This is a genomic window from Pantoea cypripedii (genome assembly GCF_011395035.1).
Classification (GTDB): Bacteria; Pseudomonadota; Gammaproteobacteria; order Enterobacterales; family Enterobacteriaceae; genus Pantoea; species Pantoea cypripedii_A.
This window is the reverse complement of record NZ_CP024770.1, coordinates 38,858-55,633: the sequence shown is the minus strand read 5'-3', so window position 1 is coordinate 55,633 and position 16,776 is coordinate 38,858. Positions and strand designations below refer to the sequence as shown.

Sequence of the window (16,776 nt, the reverse complement as noted above, 5' to 3'; positions counted from 1 at the left end):
GCTTCCGGTAAATAATAATTAGAATTGTAGAAATAATGTGCACATCCCGACAGGTATTCCCTGCCGGGATACACAATAACAGACTTTTGCTTACGTTATTTATACATGAACGAAACAAACCTAAACGAAACTACAACAACTCATAATCATTGAAAACAATATTTTGATCGCTGGCAGCGGTAATATCGACTTTGCCAGGAGAGGTCAGAAAAGCATCGCCAGCATGCACCCAGAGTTCCTTAACCCGGTTGGGATGGGCATGATCGGCCAGCAATATCCGCCCTTCGGTGAAGAACACCCGGACGCCCGGGCCATGCTGTACATAGTCACCGGTACTTTCTCCAGGTTTCAGCGTCACCTTCCAGCCTTTCACCGTGGGCTTATCCAGTACCTGTTGAAAGGCGTCGCTGGCAGGACGGGTTGCGCCACCAAAGTGTTGCGGTCCGGGAATATTGATCTCAAACGCGACCTGATGATTGACGTTATTACCGGTGTTGGTGACTTTATCGGTCTCGGATTTACCCTGATGGGCACCGAATTTGACATTGCCGCTTTTCATTTCGGTGTTATTCGCCGGTTTATCCGGATATTCGATTTTCACCGTGCTGCCTTCGATATGCGTGTTGACATAATCGAGGTGTTGCTCATGAAATAATGTGCTTTGTCCCGGCTGGATAAGCACGCGCATCACGGTGACATATTTGTTTTCCAGGATGACGTGATGCAGTGGTTCAAGATGGGTAGCGACGACGTGTTCCGCCGCATAAGTCGGCATTCCCGTGCTGAAGGCAGCAGAAAATAAAGCCGCACACAGCAGCGCCGGACGAATGTTAGCCATGAGAACTCCTTGTTTAATGCATGAGAATATTAATAACCGGACATAACTTATTTATTCGACGATGGTCACCCAATTTGCGCCCGCACCGGTCGGGACTCGCTCAATTAAAGAAAGCTTGCCGCTTTGCTGATCGATGGAATAAAGCGCGACCTTATCCGACTTCTGCCCGGACTCGATTAAATAGTGACCGCTATTATCAATAGCAAAGCCACGAGGCTGAGTTTCGGTTTGCGTGCTGTTAATCAGTTGCAGGCGACCATCCTCGGGCGACACGCGAAATGAGGTGATATGGCTGCTGGTACGTTCGGTGGAATACAGGAAACGGCCATCGGGAGTGATATGAATATCCGCCTGCCATAGCCGTGGTTTTGCCGATTTGGGCAGGTCGTCGTCACCGGTTAGCGGACGTGCTTCACCGCGCTGCATATCGCGTGCGATGGCCGGATCGAGCGACGGCGTCGCTTCATGCTCGGTCATGGTGCCATCATCATTCAGCGTCAGACGCGAGATATTGCCCGCCATCTCGGTCAGCAGATACATGTTTTGCTGTCCGGCCCGATCGCGCCGGGGCGCAAAGACAAAATGACGTGGGCCGGTGGCGGCTTCACGCTGGATATTTACAAAAGCAGGCGTGTTGGCACTGACCTTGCCGCTGGCCGCGTCAAAGCGGAACTGCAACAGCTGATCCGCGCCCAGCAGCGGAACAAACAGGAAACGGTTGCTGGGGTCGGTCTGGATTGAATGGGCGCGTTTGCCGGTATGCACCACCTGTACCGGCGCGCTTTCAACCTTACCGTCAGCCGCGATACGGTTGATGCTGAACAGATCGCCACCATAAGAAGCCGACAATAAAAAGTGGCCGGTCTTATCCAGCGCCAGATACGCCATCGCTTCCGGCAGCGGCGAATCGGCAAGATGGCTGAGTTTGCCGCCATCGCCGATATGCCAGGCCGAGACGTGATAAGGCTTACTGCGAACCGAGACATACAGCGTCTTTTTATCGTTCGACACCACCATTGGCATACTTTTCAGGCCAGTCGGATACTCGCCGATCGGTTGCAGATGGGGGTTAACCTTATCCAGTTGATAAGCGGTGACGGTGCCGCTGTCACCATTCGAAACATAGACGTAGCTCGGTGTTGCCTGAGCCATCAGTGATGTAGCAAAAAGCATCATTCCTGCCACCATTAGCGTTTTTTTCATTCTATTCTCTTTTTTATTGATTGCGGCTGCTCCAGCGCGATAAATCGCGCCGCTACCAACCGGGTGTCGTTGTAGGGTACAGCGTGAGTTACCAGCGGGTACTGAAGTGCGCACACAACTCCTGCACTGCCGCATCAGCCAGCGCGGCGGGTTTATCTGTGCAGTTCAGCCACAGGCGCGCGGTTTCTTCCAGCTCCTCCAGTGCAAAGCTGGCGGCGGAAACCGATCCACCCCAGATAACCGGCCCCAGGCGTTCCAGCATCACGCCGCGCACTTCATTAGCCAGTCCGGCCACCTGCTCTGCCACCGCCGGATGGCCGGGACGCTGATAACCGATCAGCGGGATGCGCCCCACTTTCATCACCTGATACGGCGTCAGCGGCGGCAGAATGCTGTCCCGCTGCCATACCCCAGCCAGCGTCAGCTGCACCAGATGGGTCGAGTGGGTATGCACCACCCCCTGCGCCTCGGGATTACGGTCATAAATCTGGCGATGCAGCAGCAGTGTTTTCGAGGGCTTATCACCGGATACCCACTCGCCATCCAGACTGACTTTCGCAATGCGCGCCGGTTCCAGGTGACCGAGACAGGCATCAGTGGGGGTGATCAGCCAGCCATCTTCCAGCCGGGCGCTGATGTTCCCTGCTGTCCCGGTGGTGTAGCCGCGGTTGAACAGGTCAGCACCGACCTGAACAATCTCCTCACGGATCTGATTTTCACTTTTCATAACGGGTCTCCTTATTTGCTGGCTGTCGCCACCACACCAACGGCGTCAGTGGGGTCGAGTTTGAGGGGTTCGATTTTGCCCATGATGAACATGAAGTTAACGGCACCTAACAGGCAGATACCGCCCGCCACCAGCAATGGCACCACGAATGAGCCGTGGCTCAGGGTCAGCATCAGGCCGGTGAAGGAGGCCGTGACAATCCCGGCGAGGTTTCCGGCGAAGTTCTGAATCCCCCCGAGCGTAGCCACATAACCGGAAGCCGGTGCCACATCAGCTGGCAGGGTCCAGATATTGGCAGCGGTGAACGCCAGTCCGGCGTAGGTCAGCGAGAACAGCGTCAGAATCACCGCGATGCTGTCGGTAAAGGCAGCGAAGGCGATCACTGACGACAGCAGCATCCCGGCAATCAGGCAGGTTTTGCGCGCGGTGGTCAGACTGAAGCCTTTACGGTACAGCCAGTCGGACACGACTCCGCCTAACAGGCTGCCGGGAATGCCCATCAGCGCCGGGATCGCGCCAAGCGTGCCCAGCTCTTTCAGCGAGAAACCGTGCGCCATGGTCAGGTAAGTCGGGAACCAGGTGACAAAGAAATAGGTCGCGAAGTTCATGCAGAAGAAGCCAATCATCATGCCCCACACGGTGCGGTAGCGGAACAGCGCGCCAATCTTCACATTGGCATTGGCACTCACCGTCGGCGCTGCGCGATCTTCCAGCAAATTCTGACGCTCAGTTTCGTCCAGCCCCTTCATATCCTCCGGTTCGCGGTAAAACGCCAGCCAGATGACCACCCACACCAGACCCAGCGCCCCGGTCACCACAAAGGAGGTTTCCCAGTCCCAGGTGCTGATCAGCCAGGCCACTAACGGCAGCGCCAGCGCACTTCCGGCACGCGGACCCGCATCAAAAATGCCGCTGGCGGTGGCGCGCTCTTTCTTCGCAAACCAGTTGTAAACCACCTTGGCGCAACCAGGATAGCCACCGGATTCGCCCACACCTAACATCAGGCGGGCGGCAAAAATGGAGGTGAAGCCTTTACCAAAGGCGGTAAACACGGTAAATAGCGACCACCAGCCCACGGCCAGTGCCAGCCCGACCCGGGTACCCAGTTTGTCGATAATGCGACCCGCCGGGATTTGCAGCAGGGCGTAAGTCCAGAAAAAGGCACCGAGGATCAGCCCCATGCTGACATCATCCAGACCGAGGTCGGCTTTGATATGCGGGGCAGCAATCGCGAGGTTGATACGGTCGATATAGTTAATGGCGATGGCGAAAAAGCAGAACACGATCATCAGCCAGCGAATACGTGGATATCTGCGCATGGTGAATTCCTTTATGATTTATTTATGAGTAACAAGAGGTTCTGCTGCCGCGCGGCGGTCATCAGAGGCTGTTTGTTTACCAAATGGGGTGAGATGTCATAAAACCGTTAATTAAACGTGAGCAGGCCACCCCAACCTGATAACATGATGTAAAAAGTAAGCGATTACAAAATGGAGTCAAGCCAAAAGTAAGCGCTTTCAAAATTGCAGGGCGTTTGTCTGCGAATTTTGTGGACAAGCTCACTGTTTCAACAGGAGTGACTTGATGAGTGAAAAGCAGAATGGATCTGGACGCGTCTCGCTGGAGGATGTCGCACGCCTGTCTGGCGTCTCCACCGCGACCGTATCACGCGTACTGAACGGCAGTGACACCGTCAAAGCCAAAAGCCGGGCGGCGGTAGAGAAGGCGTGTGAAGAACTGGGATATGTGATCAACCGCGCCGCACGCACCCTGGCGTCGCGTCGCAGCATGACGATTGGTGCCGTAGTGCCGACACTGGCGACCGAGACCTTCTCACGCCCGCTGGCGGCGTTTCAGCAGTTAATCCACGACGCGGGCTACACGCTGCTGCTGGCCAACTCCAACTTTGACCCCGATACCGAGCTGAAAGAAGTTAACAAGCTGATTGAATACGGCATCGATGGCCTGATGCTGGTAGGCCACACCCACCATCCGAAACTCTGGGAGCGCATCAATGCCCAGGATTTGCCTTGCGTGCAAACCTTTTCCCTGGATAGTGAGAAACCCTGCGTAGGATACGACAGTGAGGGAGCCGCCCAGACCATTGCCAGCCATCTGCTGGCGCTGGGACATACCCGCTTTGGAGTGATTGTTGGCACGCCGCCATCGAACGATCGTATCTCCGATCGTCTGTACGGCACGCGTCAAGCGCTGGCCGCGCAGGGACTGACCCTGCCGGAAAGCCATCTGATTGATAATGCCTACACCATGAACGATGCACGCAAAGCGGTTTTCCGTCTGCTGGACAGCCCGGAGCCGCCCACCGCCATCATCTGTGGTAACGACCTGCTGGCTTTTGGCGCGATGCGCGCGGCCAGTGAGCGCTATCTGCGCATTCCTAACGACATTTCCATCGTCGGCTTCAACGATTACGAATACGCCGAGCATCTGGAGCATCCGCTGACCACCATGCGCGTCGATCTGGCGTCGATTGGCACCCATGCGGCTGACTACCTGCTGGCAACGCTGAATAACCAGCCTGCGCAGCGGCATACATTGATTAAAACGGAACTGATTGTGCGGGGCAGCAGCGGTTCGGTGCCCCGCCAGGAACGTTAACTCCGGCTCACCAGCCCAAAATGGCTGAAAACATCCGTCACCGCCGGGGTTTTCAGCCAGGCGAGCAGTGTCTCTGCCGCCTCACGCTGTTGCACCGTCGCCAGTAACGCCGCTGACAACGAGATGGGCTGCTGTACCTCCGCGGGCAGCGGCCCGACGATCTCAATCCCCTCCACCATCAGCAATTCGCTGATTTGCTGCACGGCCACGTCCGCCTTCCCGTTCACCAGTTGTTCCGCGGTAAACCCGGCCGGGATCACCGTGCCCCGGTCGCGTAGCGCGTCGTCAATGCCCAGCGTCTTCAGCAGCCCGGAGAAATAAATACCGCTGGCCCCCGCTTCCGACCAGGCCACCGAACGTGCCGCCAGCAGCGACTGCACCAGCGCCTGGGTATCGTGAATCGCCGGTTTTGGCGCACCGGCAAGCACTGCCAGCCCGATAGGCGAATCCACCAGCTCGATGCGGCTTGCGGTTTCCGCTTGTCCCGATTGCGTTAACCGGTCCAGCGTCTCCACCGTAGCGATCACCACATCCGCCCCCTGTCCGGCGTTGATCTGCTGCTCAATCACGCTACTCGGATGCCAGCGAAACTGGAGCGCGATGTGCGGATATGTCGCCTGCCATAAGCGGGTAAGGCGCTCGAACGGCGCACTCAACGCCAGGGCGCTATAGATTTGCAAGGTCACAATCATCCCTCCTCACGGGCAAATAACGGGGCGCGACGTAACAATGATTTATCCAGCTGATCCGGGCGTGTCACGCCAATGAGCGCCATATCACGGTCGATTTCGTCCCGCAGAATATGCATGCCATGTTCAATGCCCGCCTGTGCCCCAATCACCGCGCCATACAGCCACGGGCGGCCAAGAAAGACAAAATCCGCACCCAGTGCCATCGCTTTCATCACGTCGGTACCCCGCCGGATGCCGCTATCGATAATCACCTTCATATCCCCTTTGGCGGCAGCGATTTCCGCTAAGGTATGCAGCGGCGGCACGGTATGATCGAGCTGGCGGCCGCCGTGGTTGGAGAGGATGACCGCATCCGCGCCGAGGTCGCGGGCAATAAAGGCATCGTCTGGCGACATCAGCCCTTTGATCACCAGATTGCCACGCCATTTTTTGCGGATCGCTTCGACATGTTTCCAGCTCAGTTTGTCGCGTGAGTTGGTGTTACGCACTTTGCTGGACATCATTGGCGGCCCGCGTTCCGCATCGGTGTTTTCGAAATGGGGTGCGCCATGACGCAGAAAAGTCTGGGCCACGGTGCCGAGCAGCCAGCGCGGGCTTAATGCGCTCTGCCACATCACTTTCGGGGTGAGTTTGATCGGCATACTGAAGCCGCTGCGGGTATTGTGCTCACGATTGCCGAGCATCGGGGTATCGCCAGTGACCACCAGCGTCTGGTAGCCAGCGCGCGCAACACGGTCCACCAGGCGATCAATGCGCGGCTGGTCCCCGGCCAGATACGCCTGAAACCAGGCATTCGGGTTTTCAGCAATCACCTCTTCCAGCGGGATCAGCGACGAGGCGCTGAGAATCATCGGCACGTTCATCGCGCGGGCGGCGCGCGCCAGCATGATATCGGCCCGATAGCTGACAAACGAGGCACCGCCCAGCGGCGCAACACCAAACGGATGGGACCAGTTATGGCCGAACAGGCTGACGCTCTGGTCGCGACCCGAGACATCACGAAACATGCGGGGTACAAAAACATATTGCTGATACGCCTCATAACAGGCTGCGATGCCGCGTCCGGTTTCTACCCCACCCGCCACGTACTGATAAATCATATTCGGCAGGCGCTTACGCGCGTGCCGCTCGAAATCTTCGAGTGCCAGCAGATCGCGAAAAGGCCGTGGCACCATATTGGCCGGACGGGTTTGCGCCTGTGGGGTAACCACCGTATCTAACGAGGTCGTCTCTCCATGTGTTGTCATATTGCGCTCTCAGCGTGTAAGCGATTTCAAATTGCGCACTCAGGTGAATGCATCCCATGCTAATCCTGACAGGAATTGAGTTTTTTTATGTGATCCCTGTCACCTTACGCGTAATTTTGTAAGCCCTTACATTTTCATGTCGCGCAAGTTATGGTGTTGTAGCACCTCAGCGCAACTTTTCCGCGACGGGAATAAAAGATGACAACACGAATTGTTTTACTGCATGCGACGCCGGTCGCCATGGCACCGGTGCAGAACGCGTTTAAAGATAACTGGCCAGAAGCTGAAGTGGTGAACCTGCTTGATGACGGCCTGACCCTTGATCGGGCGAAGGAAGATCAGTTGTCACCGGCCCTGACTGACCGCTTTGTCGCTTTCGGGCGCTACGGTTACGCCATGCAGGCTCAGGGTATTCTGGTGACCTGTTCCGCATTCGGCCCGGCGATCGATGCACTGGCAGCCAGCGTGCCGGTTCCGGTGCTGAAACCTAACGAAGCGATGTTTGAAGCAGCGCTGCAACAGGGACAACGCATTGGCATGCTGGCGACGTTTGGCCCTTCACTCGGCACCATGACCCAGGAATTCGACCACTACGCGTCGTTAATCGGCTCCACTGCACGGCTTGAGAGCGTGCTGGTTCCCGATGCCATCGACCTGTTACGCCAGGGTGATGTCGCCAGTCACAACCGCCTGGTGGCCGCCGCCGCGCCTCAGCTCAGCCATTGCGATGTGATTATGCTGGCGCACTTCTCCACCTCGCAGGCGGCGGAAGCGGTGCGCAGCAACATTAACGTGCCGGTACTGACGGCCCCCCATGCGGCGGTCGATAAGATGAAGTTGCAGGTGACAGGAGCAGCATCATGTTAATTGGTGTGATTGCCGATGATTTTACCGGTGCCAGCGATATCGCAGTGACCTTCAGCAAAGGTCTGCCGGGTGAAGGCGGACTGCGCACCACGCAATATCTTGGCCTGCAACAACAGCCCGCGTCTGCGGACGTGGAAGTTGGGGTGGTGGCGCTGAAATCGCGTTCACTGCCTGCCGCAGAGGCGGTACAGCAATCGCTGGCAGCCTGTAACTGGCTGCTGGATCAGGGCTGTGAACAGATCGTGTTTAAGTATTGCTCCACCTTTGATTCTACCGACGAGGGGAATATCGGCCCGGTGCTGGACGCGCTGGCCGCCAGGCTGGAAGCTGGCCGCGTGATTGTCTGCCCGGCATTTCCCACCATGGGCCGCACCCTGTATCAGGGGCATCTGTTTGTTCGTGACCGCCTGCTGAATGAGTCCGGTATGGAACATCATCCGCTCACGCCGATGACCGATGCCGATATCCGTCGGGTACTGGCTCGCCAGGCCAAAACGCCGGTGGGTTTTATCAACTGGCAACAGGTCGTGCAGGGTAGCGATACGATTCGTCAGCTGCTGCATAACGGCGATCCGGCGCTGCTGGTAGCCGATGCGATCACCGATCATGATTTAACCCTGATCGGCATCGCCGCCGCCGGGTCGCGCCTGGTCAGCGGCGGTTCCGGTATCGCCACCGCACTACCCCATAACTTTATTCAGGCGGGTAAAGCACAGGGAGGCCAGACGGAACCGCCTTCCCTGCCAGGTCCGGGCGCGATTCTGGTGGGCAGCTGTTCCGGGGCCACCCTGGGGCAGATAGCGGAACACCAGCGCCACTGGGCGGTGCTGCCAATCGCTCTTGATGACGTGATGGCGGGCGATGTGGGGCCGGATGATTTGGTGGCCTTTATTATCGCTAACCTGGACAAATGCCCGCTGGTTTATTCCTCTGGCGATCCCGACACCATCAAAAGCGCACAGCAACGCTATGGTCAACAGGCGATATCCGCCGCGCTGGATCAGCTATTTGGCGAGACAGCGAAAAAGCTGGTGTATGAAACCGGGATACAGCGCCTGGTGGTAGGCGGCGGCGAAACTTCGGGCGCGGTGGTCAGTGCGCTCAACCTCGGTCAATTGCGGGTGGGTGCCGAAATCGATCCCGGCGTACCGGCGTTATTCGCCACGGGCGAACGCCCCCTGGCGCTGGCACTGAAATCCGGCAACTTTGGCCGGGTGAGTTTTTTTCAGCACGCGCTGGAAAGGCTGGCGGGGAAGGGTTGATTTGAGATCCAGCATCCAAAAAACCCGCCTGCCGGGTTTTTTGGATTAAACGCATTGTCTGTCTGGCCGGAATTTGGGTGCAGACCAGATACGTTTAATAAATCCGAGCGACGGTATTTCGTAATGATGATAAAGCGGAGCTCAAAGCACAGCTTGAAACAGTAAATCGTTAAATCCGCCAGCTGATAGATTTTTCTCATATGATTTCAGATTGTTTTTAATATTTATCGAAACCATTAACCAGAACCACTACTTCAGACTTCCCGCCAGCCCGCGTCCTCTCTGTGGATCACAATAAATGGCGAGGATCTTTTTTGGTTAAACCTGCATTAAAGATCTTCGCCAACGTTTGAACTTTCTCACAACAATAAATGATGAATTTGTGCTGCGGCCGTTGAAACATTGTAATTCACGCCCACTTAGCATTAAAATTGCCCGACTACTTACAGGACGTTCCGCAGAAAAAGTTAAAACTAACACTCAACGTACTTTATTCTACAGCGAGGTTGTGTTGTACTTCTCTGCACAGAAATGTAAGGATAGCGTCTCTACCTATAATTGCGTTGTAAAAATTAGCGTAACCAAATTTTATTCGTTCAACGACACAGATTGTTTTGGGAGAAGTCCATGAGTGATTCACTTAAGGCGTTAAATAACATTCGTACTCTGCGCGCTCAGGCGCGTGACTGTCAGTTAAGTGAGCTGGAAGAAATGCTGGAGAAGCTCATCATTATCGTTACTGAACGTCGCGAAGAGAGCCAGGCAGAAGAAGCCGCCGTCCGTGAGAAAGCAGAGAAGCTGGCGAAATATCGTGACCTGCTGCTGGGCGATGGCATTGACCCGACCGAGTTATTGGGTGCGTTACAGTCAGCGGGTAAAACGCGTAGCAAACGCGCGCCACGTCCGGCGAAGTATAAATATACTGACGAAGACGGTCAGGAGAAAAACTGGACCGGTCAGGGTCGTACCCCTGCGGTGATTAAAGCCGCTATCGAAAGTGGTAAATCCCTGGACGACTTCCTGATCTAATTGCGGATCACCGCGATCACGTCGTTCTTCTAATGATTAAATGTGGGCTGCCCGGCCCACATTACTTTTTACCTACCTGATTAGGATTATTACCTGCTTTACTCCCGCTGATGCACATTGTAATGTTTCGGTTAACGAAAGATGGAAGTATGACCGGTAAAAACATAAATAGTCGGTGACCACCCATGCACGCGCTGCTTACTTCTCTTAGAATCCCCTCTCCTTTTGACCGGGTTAAATCGTTAAGCCCTTTTCAGGCCGATATCATAAAAACCATTGCTCTGGCCGCGATGTTAGCCGATCACATCAACACCATTTTATTAAATGGCCGCAGCGCGTTGCTCTCAGCCATCGGTCATATTGCCTTTCCTTTATTCACCATTATCTGGGCAGCCAATCTGCCGGATGACGCAGTGCGGCTGCGTCAGCGCGCCAGACGTCTCTGGTTATGGGCGATGGCAACCCAGCCGCTATTCTGGCTGGCGTTTATGATGAAAGGACAATCCTGGCTGGCACTGAATATTCTGTTTGCCTATGCCGGTTGTACTCAGATGCTGAGCTGGGCATCTCGCTGGGGGGTTAATGGCGCAATAGCCGGGCTGGCGGTGCTTCTGCTGCTGGCATGGCCACTGACACCCGCAAGCTACGGCATTCCGGGTGTGGTATTTTGCCTGCTGTGTATGGCCGCCCGTTGCATCAGCGCGGTGGCGGAAAGTCGGCTGTTTTTCTTGCTGGTGCTGGCGGCACTGGCCTGGTTGAATACACCTGGCAGCGGCTATGAGAATACCTTCATGTATGATTTGCTGCCCACGCTGGCGGTGCCACTGCTGATTATCGCGGCAGTCGGCGCCCTGCCGCATATCTCTGCCACGCGACTCTGGCCACGGCGTTTTTTCTATCATGCTTATGCCGGGCACCTGACCCTGCTTGGGGTACTGGCGGTCATGCCGGTACGCATTTAACGACTGACCTCGCCACCATACCCTGTCACCGTCAATGATTCGGCGGTGATCTCCACTACCGCGAAAGGTGCGGCATCAGGGCCATCCAGCATGCCTTTCAGGGTGATAAATTCCGTGTTGCCAATACGCGCATACCCCCCACGATGATCATGTCCGGCGAAACACGCGCGCACGCCGTAATCACTAAAAAGCTGGGCCAGCTGAGTGCCATTCCACAGGATATGGGAGTTGTGCGGAGCCAGAGGATAGTGACCAAATACCACCACCTGCTCACCACAGGCCCGTGCATCCTGTAATTGTTGTTCCAGCCATTGCAACTGCTGACTGCCAACGGCGCCATTCCACGGGCGCGCCTGTGGCTCTCCACGCGCCTGTAAATCGGCCAGCAATAATTCGGCCCGCTGGCGTTCCTCACCCTGGCAATAAAAACTGATGTCATTGCCGTCATAACAGATAAAGCGCCAGCCTTGCAGGCGAAAGGCGTAATAACTTTTCGGTAATGCAGCAGCATCATTCAGATGTCCGATGATGGTCTGAGCATCATGGTTACCCACCACCACCGCATGTGGGTGTTGTAGCGCCTGATAGAGCGGCAGCAACCTGGCATAGCTTTCCCAATGGCGATCAACCAGGTCCCCCAGCGTTACGACAAAATCCAGCGGCTGTTGGTTAAGTTGATCAATCACGCCGGGCAGCTTGTGCAAAGCATGACGATAGTAGAGGTTGTTTGCGAAGTCCGTATCAACATCGGCGTACTGTGGATCGGCAATCAAACCAAAGCGCAGTCGGCTGTGGTCCTGCGCGGTCGCACGTAAGGCGGGCAGCTGATAAAGCTGGCTCACCTCACCCAATAAGTCACGCTGTTGCTGCGTGATAAGAACAGGAAATGCCATGGCTATCACTCCTTAACGAATACCGGCGCGCATAAAGGACTGGATAAACTGACGCTGGAACACCAAAAACAGCACCAGCAACGGTAAGGTGGTCATCAGCGTAGCGGCACCAATCAGCGCCCATTGCACGCCCTGCTCAGGCGCGGAAAACAGTTGCAGGCCTACCGTCAATGGCCGCACCCTGACTGAATCGGTGATGACCAGTGGCCAGAGGAAGTCATTCCAGTGGAAGCTAATCGACACCAGCGCAAAAGCGACATAAATCGGCTTCGCCAGCGGGATATAAATCTTACGCAAAATATAGAAACGGCTGGCACCTTCGATAATCGCGGCTTCTTCCAGCACCAGCGGAATACTTTTGAACGCCTGACGCAGCAGGAAAATGGCAAACGCCGAGGCAAAATAGGGCAACGCAATGCCCGTCAGCGTATCGCGCAGACCCAATGCACCAATGGTTTTGTAGTTATTCAGGATCAGCACGTCAGGGCTGATCATCAGTTGCAGCAGGATCAAGGCAAACAACACGCCGGAATATTTCAGGCGGAATCGTACCAGCGCGTAAGCCGCCATGGTCGCCAGCACCAGCTGACACACCACAATCATCAGCACCAGCATGATGGTATTAAGAAAATAACGACCAAAAGGCGCAGCATGCCAGGCATTGACGAAGTTTTGCAGGGTCAGTGGCGAAAACAACACGAAACTGCCCTGATCGGATGCCGGATGGATCGCCACCCACAACGCCACCAGAATCGGTAAAAACCACAGCAGCGCGGCCAGCCAGATCGCAAGGTTGAGTAATCTCATTGGTAATGCGCTCGCTTATCCAGCAGATTGAATTTGATCAACGCAATCGACGCGAGGATCACCAGCAGCACCACCGTCATCGCAGCCGCGGCGGGCATATCCCAGTAACTGAACGCCGTGCGATAGATATAAAACAACAACAGGCTGCTGCTGTTATCAGGTCCGCCGTTGGTCATGGCAATCACCTGGTCCACAATGCGAAATGCGTTCATCGAGGCGTTGATCAGTACAAACAAGGTGGTGGGCATCAGCAATGGCCATTGCACCCGGCGGAAGAAATATCCGCGCGATGCGCCTTCAATTTCAGCGGCTTCACTCAGCCGCGGGTCGATTTGCTGCAAAGCGGCGAGATAGAAAATCATAAAAAACCCGGCCTCGCGCCATACCGATACCGCCATCAGGCAATACAAGGCGCTACCCGGCTCGCCCAGCCAGTTCACCGCTGGCAGGGAAAACAACGCCAGCAGCTTATTCAGCAACCCCAGCTGCGGCGTATAAAAGAACAGCCATAAATTGGCGATGGCAATCATCGGCAGCAGAGAAGGAATAAAGAAGGCGGCACGCACCATCGCATTACCGCGCAGATGGCGGTTTACCGCCAGTGCCATCATCAGCGACAACACCACCGCCAGCGGAATGGTGATCACCGCATATAACAGGTTATTGAGCAGCGACTGGATAAACACATCGTCATCCAGCAGCGCGACATAGGTGTCCAGCCCGACAAAGCGAGCTGGATGGCCATTACGCGCGGCACTGAACACACTCTCCCACACCGTCGCCAGCGCCGGATAATGGGTAAACAGCAGCAAAAACCCCAGCGCGGGTAATATCAGCAGGTAGCCATACAGCTGCAACGACCAGAATCTGGGACGAGTAGCCGGTGCTGTAGTGAGTAGTGTGCTCATGGTATGTCGCTTACTGGTACGATTTTAACAGACGATCGGCCTGCTTCTGCGCTGACTCCAGCGCCTCAGCCGGGGTTTTCGTCTCGGTCACTGCCGCTTCGATCGCATGGTTCAGTGCTTCCTGGATCTGCACGCTATTATAGGTCGACAGCTCCGGCTGGGCATACTTCAGCTGTTCACGGGCAACCAGTGCCTGCGGAACATCTTTCACGTAATCCTTCATTACTGTGGTATCCCAGGCCGCTGGCGAGGTGGCGACATAACCGGTCGCAATGCTCCAGCGTGCGGCCTGCTCAGGTGCAGACACCCAGCGAATAAATTCCATCGCGGCTTTCTGCTGTTCCGGGGAGGCATTTTTAAACACATAAAGGTTGCCACCACCTGTCGGGCTGCCGCGTTGTGTTTTCTCCGGCAGCATCGCGACACCGAACGGGAATTTGGCATTTTCACGCACCCCGGTCAGGTTGCCGGTAGTAGTGACCATCATGGCGGTTTTGCCGCTGATAAAGTCCTGCGGGGTGGTGCCCCAGGCAATAGCACCCTTCGGTGACACGCCTTCTTTCTGGCCGAGGTCGGTCAGCCATTGCAGCGTTTCGATATTGCCCGGTGTATTGAAGTTCACCGCTGTGCCTTTTCCGTTATCCAGACGGCCACCGTTGGTGGCTGACAGCCCCTGGAAGTTCCAGTAGCCGTTAGGTGTTGACGGGATCTCAATCCCCCACTGGCTGACACCGTTGTTATCTTTGATCACCAGCTTCTTACCGAAATCCACCACCTGCTGCCAGGTCGCAGGCGGGGTGTTGGCATCAAGGCCGGCTTTCTCAAACGCCTGTTTGTTCCAGTACATCACCACCGTGGAGCGCTGGAACGGGATGCCCCAGACTTTGCCATCAATGTGACGCAGGAAGGCCGGATAGAAACCGTCGATCCATTTTTTCCCATCAACATCATTCGCCAGATCGCTGGCGGCCACGATGGCACCGGCATCAATCAGAGAATAGGCTTCGATATCGCCGATCACAGCCATCTGCGGGGCATTGCCACCGCGAAACGCCGTCAGTGCTTTGGTCACTGTCGTGGCATAGTCACCGGTATAAACCGGCTGGATGCTGATTTCCGGATGAATTTTTTCGAAGTCGGCCACCAGCGTATCCACGGTGTGGCTGACCTTGCCGCCGACCGCAATCGGGTAATACATCTGCAGTTTGACCGCGTCGGCGGCAAAGGCAGTGGAAGCAGTACACAGCAATAATGCAGAAGCCAGGCGTAAATGACGGATAGCAGACATGATTATTCCCTGATCAAAAGATGAAGATTAAACAGCGTATTTTTTTCCGGATGCGAAAAGTTGTTGTTCAGCCGATGGGCAGCGCTTTCCCGTGACGGTGGAAAACAGGTATTGCTTCGAGGCGGACCATTGCAACCCGACCCGGCTGCCTTCGTCGAAGCGTTTCATGCCCGGTACTTTCACGGTTAAGGGTTCATTGATATCCGGCAGCGCACACACCAGCAGGGTGTCGGCTCCCATATATTCATAACTGATCACCGGGGCGGTCAGCGCGGCATGTGCGGTGTCGATAAGCTGAATGTCCTCGGCACGGATGCCAAGACTCAGTGCTGGCTCATCATCATCCAGCACGGGCCAGTTCATCTGGGATAAGTAATGGCTACTGCCGCGACGTTGCAACGGCAGAATGTTCATCGGCGGCGCACCAATAAATTGCGCCGCGAACACACTGGCAGGATTGTTGTAGAGATCGTCTGGCGTGGCGTGCTGTTCGATACAGCCGTCGTTGAGCAGAATAATGCTGTCGGCCATGCTCATGGCTTCAGTCTGATCATGCGTCACATACAGCATGGTCAGACCCAGCTTTTTCTGGAGCGCACGGATTTCCCGGCGCATGCTCTGACGCAGCTTCGCGTCGAGATTGGAAAGTGGTTCATCCATCAGACAGAGGCGATGATTAGCGATCACCGCCCTGCCCAGCGCCACGCGTTGTTGCTGTCCACCGGAGAGCTGCGACGGCTGGCGATCCAGCAGTTTGTCCAGCTCCATCAGTTTACTCACGTCAGCCAGTCGCGAGGCAAACGTCTGTTTGTCTTCACCGCGTGCCTTCAGACCAAACAACAGGTTTTCCCGCACGCTGAGGTGCGGAAACAAGGCGTAGGACTGGAATACCATAGACAATTTGCGCTGTGACGGTGGCAGATGGGTAATGAGGGTATTGCGACAATGTATTTCGCCGTGATCGGCGGTTTCCAGACCGGCAATGGTACGCAGTAATGTCGATTTACCACAGCCAGATGGTCCAAGTAACGCCACAAAAGTCCCTTCCTCAGCCGTAAAACTGATGTCATTCAGGGCAATTTTTTCGCCCCAGGCTTTGGTGATATGGTGAAGAGAAAGGTAGCTCATGCGCCCTCTGGCCCGGAATCAGAATGGCGGTAAGTTAGCTGCGGATAATGAAGAAAATATTTAAGTTAAATGACGTTTGAGTGATGCAGCATCGTTCAGCCATGCGCTGCTAATACAAATTAATTGTCTGATTGATCGTTTCATTCATCACAAATTTTGATTCATATAAATTTCGTATAACCATGGTATGAAAAGTACGTTTCTCAGAAAAAAGTGACTTCCGGCATTTCAAAGAGTTAGTTAATCATGTAACAAAACGTAATAAGAGTGCGGTCACAAAACATACAAAATAATTACACATTTCAG

The 16,776-nt window shown here is 55.2% G+C and carries 16 protein-coding genes; 5 read left to right on the top strand and 11 right to left on the bottom strand.

Annotated features, from left to right (window positions below):
* Positions 1-130: 130 nt before the first annotated feature.
* The 4 genes from CUN67_RS23565 to CUN67_RS23550 all read right to left on the bottom strand — a co-directional run bounded on the left by CUN67_RS23565 (position 131) and on the right by CUN67_RS23550 (position 4,087).
* Positions 131-838, bottom strand: a complete 708-nt coding sequence (locus tag CUN67_RS23565) for a hypothetical protein (RefSeq protein WP_208717913.1) — start codon at positions 836-838, stop codon at positions 131-133.
* A 51-nt stretch (positions 839-889) separates the two neighbouring features.
* Positions 890-2,041, bottom strand: a complete 1,152-nt coding sequence (locus CUN67_RS23560; protein ID WP_208717912.1) for a lactonase family protein — start codon at positions 2,039-2,041, stop codon at positions 890-892.
* Between the two features lie 88 nt (positions 2,042-2,129).
* Complete coding sequence (otnC, locus tag CUN67_RS23555) at positions 2,130-2,768, bottom strand: 3-oxo-tetronate 4-phosphate decarboxylase (protein WP_208717911.1); 639 nt, start codon at positions 2,766-2,768, stop codon at positions 2,130-2,132.
* Between the two features lie 11 nt (positions 2,769-2,779).
* The gene (locus CUN67_RS23550) at positions 2,780-4,087 is read right to left on the bottom strand and encodes an MFS transporter (RefSeq protein ID WP_208717910.1); all 1,308 of its coding nucleotides are present in this window, start codon (positions 4,085-4,087) and stop codon (positions 2,780-2,782) included.
* Between the two features lie 265 nt (positions 4,088-4,352).
* Between CUN67_RS23550 and CUN67_RS23545 the strand changes: the two genes are divergently transcribed.
* Positions 4,353-5,387: a LacI family DNA-binding transcriptional regulator gene (locus CUN67_RS23545; RefSeq protein ID WP_208717909.1), complete on the top strand. Its 1,035-nt coding sequence runs from the start codon at positions 4,353-4,355 to the stop codon at positions 5,385-5,387.
* Here CUN67_RS23545 and CUN67_RS23540 read toward each other — a convergent pair.
* Together CUN67_RS23540 and CUN67_RS23535 are read right to left on the bottom strand one after the other, a co-directional pair.
* Complete coding sequence (locus CUN67_RS23540; protein ID WP_254711472.1) at positions 5,384-6,079, bottom strand: molybdate ABC transporter substrate-binding protein; 696 nt, start codon at positions 6,077-6,079, stop codon at positions 5,384-5,386. The two genes, CUN67_RS23545 and CUN67_RS23540, sit on opposite strands and share 4 nt — an antisense overlap.
* The gene (locus CUN67_RS23535) at positions 6,076-7,326 is read right to left on the bottom strand and encodes an alpha-hydroxy acid oxidase (RefSeq protein WP_208717907.1); all 1,251 of its coding nucleotides are present in this window, start codon (positions 7,324-7,326) and stop codon (positions 6,076-6,078) included. Before CUN67_RS23535 ends, CUN67_RS23540 begins: the two co-directional genes overlap by 4 nt.
* Before the next feature lie 198 nt (positions 7,327-7,524).
* Here CUN67_RS23535 and CUN67_RS23530 point away from each other — a divergent pair, with 198 nt between their 5' ends.
* The 4 genes from CUN67_RS23530 (at position 7,525) to CUN67_RS23515 (ending at position 11,446) form a co-directional block, all read left to right on the top strand.
* Positions 7,525-8,193 carry an aspartate/glutamate racemase family protein gene (locus tag CUN67_RS23530; protein WP_208717906.1) on the top strand — a complete coding sequence of 223 codons (669 nt, stop codon included), beginning with the start codon at positions 7,525-7,527 and terminating at the stop codon, positions 8,191-8,193.
* Positions 8,187-9,455, top strand: coding sequence for a 3-oxo-tetronate kinase (gene otnK, locus CUN67_RS23525; RefSeq protein WP_208717905.1), 1,269 nt, complete (start codon positions 8,187-8,189; stop codon positions 9,453-9,455). The genes CUN67_RS23530 and otnK overlap by 7 nt, the downstream gene beginning before the upstream one ends.
* A gap of 627 nt (positions 9,456-10,082) precedes the next feature.
* On the top strand, positions 10,083-10,484 hold the full coding sequence (locus CUN67_RS23520; RefSeq protein WP_208717904.1) for an H-NS family histone-like protein: 402 nt from the start codon (positions 10,083-10,085) through the stop codon (positions 10,482-10,484).
* 185 nt (positions 10,485-10,669) lie between these two features.
* Complete coding sequence (locus CUN67_RS23515; protein WP_208717903.1) at positions 10,670-11,446, top strand: TraX family protein; 777 nt, start codon at positions 10,670-10,672, stop codon at positions 11,444-11,446.
* On the opposite strand, the gene CUN67_RS23510 is transcribed toward CUN67_RS23515, so the two are convergent.
* Genes CUN67_RS23510 through CUN67_RS23490 form a run of 5 tightly spaced genes read right to left on the bottom strand, consistent with a single transcriptional unit; the run spans position 11,443 to position 16,470 of the window.
* Positions 11,443-12,339: a metallophosphoesterase gene (locus CUN67_RS23510; protein ID WP_208717902.1), complete on the bottom strand. Its 897-nt coding sequence runs from the start codon at positions 12,337-12,339 to the stop codon at positions 11,443-11,445. The genes CUN67_RS23515 and CUN67_RS23510 overlap by 4 nt on opposite strands.
* Before the next feature lie 12 nt (positions 12,340-12,351).
* Positions 12,352-13,146 carry a carbohydrate ABC transporter permease gene (locus CUN67_RS23505; RefSeq protein WP_208717901.1) on the bottom strand — a complete coding sequence of 265 codons (795 nt, stop codon included), beginning with the start codon at positions 13,144-13,146 and terminating at the stop codon, positions 12,352-12,354.
* Complete coding sequence (locus CUN67_RS23500) at positions 13,143-14,054, bottom strand: carbohydrate ABC transporter permease (RefSeq protein WP_208717900.1); 912 nt, start codon at positions 14,052-14,054, stop codon at positions 13,143-13,145. The genes CUN67_RS23505 and CUN67_RS23500 overlap by 4 nt, the downstream gene beginning before the upstream one ends.
* Positions 14,055-14,064: 10 nt before the next feature.
* On the bottom strand, positions 14,065-15,342 hold the full coding sequence (locus CUN67_RS23495) for an ABC transporter substrate-binding protein (protein ID WP_208717899.1): 1,278 nt from the start codon (positions 15,340-15,342) through the stop codon (positions 14,065-14,067).
* A 27-nt stretch (positions 15,343-15,369) separates the two neighbouring features.
* On the bottom strand, positions 15,370-16,470 hold the full coding sequence (locus tag CUN67_RS23490; protein WP_208717898.1) for an ABC transporter ATP-binding protein: 1,101 nt from the start codon (positions 16,468-16,470) through the stop codon (positions 15,370-15,372).
* Between the last annotated feature and the right edge of the window lie 306 nt (positions 16,471-16,776).